Raw genomic sequence first — 2,087 nt, forward strand, 5'->3', positions numbered from 1 at the left:
CACATCGCCCCGGCCGGGCTCTCGGCATGCAGGGGGGCCTCAGCCAGCCAGTGACGTGAGGCGGGCCACGGCCTCCTCAAGGACGGAGGTCCGCTTGCAGAAGGCGAAGCGGACGAAGGGGGCGCCCGCGTCGCGGTGGTCGTAGAAGACCGCGTTCGGGATGGCGACGACGCCGGCCCGCTCCGGGAGCGCGCGGCAGAAGGCGAAGCCGTCGGTCGTCCCGAGAGGGGTGATGTCGGTCGTCACGAAGTACGTGCCCGCCGGGCGGTAGACGCCGAAGCCCGCGGCCCGCAGACCCTCGGAGAGCAGATCCCGCTTGGCCCGCATGTCCGCGCGGAAGTCGTCGAAGTAGGAGGCCGGGAGGGCGAGGGCCTCCGCGATGGCGTACTGGAAGGGGCCGGAGGACACGTAGGTGAGGAACTGCTTCGCCGAGCGGACCGCCGCGACCAGCTCCGGCGTGGAGGTCAGCCAGCCGACCTTCCAGCCGGTGAACGAGAACGTCTTGCCCGCCGACCCGATCGTGACCGTGCGCTCGCGCATGCCGGGGAAGGAGGCGAGCGGGATGTGCTCGGCGTCGTCGAAGACGAGGTGCTCGTAGACCTCGTCGGTGACCACGAGCAGATCGCGCTCGACCGCCAGCTTCGCGATCTCGGCCAGCTCGGCGCGGGTGAGGACGGTGCCGGTCGGGTTGTGCGGGGTGTTGAGGAGGATCAGCCGGGTGCGGGGCGTCACCGCGTCGCGCAGCTCGTCCAGGTCCAGGCGGAAGCGGCCGTCGCCGGGGCGCAGCGTGACGGGGACCCGGGCGCCGCCCGCCAACGCGATCGAGGCGGCGTACGAGTCGTAGTACGGCTCCAGCGCGATGACCTCGTCGCCCGGTTCGACGAGGGCGAGCAGGGACGCCGCGATCGCCTCGGTCGCGCCCGCCGTCACGAGGACCTCGCGGTCGGGGTCGTAGGTGAGGTCGTAGCGGGCGAGCTGGTGGGCGGCGATCGCCTCGCGGAGCTCCGGGACGCCCGGGCCCGGCGGGTACTGGTTGCCGCGGCCGTCGCGCAGCGCCCGCACGGCCGCCTCGCGCACGGACTCGGGGCCGTCCGTGTCCGGGAAGCCCTGGCCCAGGTTGATCGCGCCCGTGGAGACCGCGAGCGCGGACATCTCGGCGAAAATCGTCGTACCGAACTCGGCGAGGCGGCGGTTGAGCAGCGGGCGCCCGCTCCCGGAAGTGGAGGTCATGGCCGCCATCCTGCGCCGAACCTCTGGACTTCCTCAACTCGCTCAGCGATGTTCCCGCCAGCGGCTTTGCAACCGATCAGGGGAGTGACCTGCCTTTGAGCCGTTGGCAGTTGTCATCGTTGGTCACTGCTGAGTGCCCTACCACGGCCCAGCGACGGCCCCATCCCACCTCCATCCCCACACTCAGCTCGCAGACGGTCACGCGGTCGGTGGAGCGGCTTTGGGCGGGAGCTGCTTTGGGGCGAGTGATCATGGCCCCTTAAGCTCATCGCGATTCGGGCAGTCACTGGACCTGCCCGCAAGGTCCGAATCGGGGCCATGATCTTAGAGGCTCGCCCCAAAGTGGCTGCCTAAAGCCGTGGAGCCGACCGCCCCAGCTCCCAACCCTCCCCACCCCCCACCTCTCCCTTCCCCCTCCTCCTGCCCGCCGCGGTGAAGGGGCCCCCGGTCGACAGGGTGGTCACGTGCTCGGCTCGCGCTCGGAGCTCCCGGACTCGGCTGACTGCGCGGGCCTGCTCGGGTGCGGCGCCGGGATGGCTTCCCGCTGCTTCGAGGCGTGCGGCAAGGAGCCGCCCATCGTCGCGGGGGCCGACCGTTCCGGCTTGGGGCCCCGGCCACGGGTAGTGGGTTAGCCCGTCGCGTACCGCCGCCGCGATCCGGCCTATTCGGTAACCCAAAGCGTCTGTGACCTGCTGTGCGGCTATCCCCTGTGCCCTATGGCCCGGTGCTGGGTTTTGGCCGCTGTGTGGGGCGACGGGCGGGCGCCGCCGCGCAGCCGGTGGCGAAGACATAGAGGCAGCGTGGCGGCGGCCGACCGGCGCCGCCGCGCTGTGTGCGGCCCTCGGTCCTTGGATTGA

The 2,087-nt window shown here is 71.6% G+C and carries 1 protein-coding gene; it reads right to left on the reverse strand.

Features of this window, described 5'->3' with window-relative positions; genetic code table 11:
- Positions 1 to 39: 39 nt before the first annotated feature.
- Complete coding sequence (locus ACWDVB_RS40240; RefSeq protein WP_451519506.1) at positions 40 to 1,230, reverse strand: pyridoxal phosphate-dependent aminotransferase; 1,191 nt, start codon at positions 1,228 to 1,230, stop codon at positions 40 to 42.
- Between the last annotated feature and the right edge of the window lie 857 nt (positions 1,231 to 2,087).

The sequence above is a fragment of the Streptomyces sp. NPDC003379 genome (genome assembly GCF_053589195.1).

Coding starts and splice junctions, on each gene's coding strand:
- ACWDVB_RS40240 (WP_451519506.1), bottom strand. CDS start 1,230: ATGACCTCCACTTCCGGGAGCGGGCGCCCGCTGCTCAACCGCCGCCTC.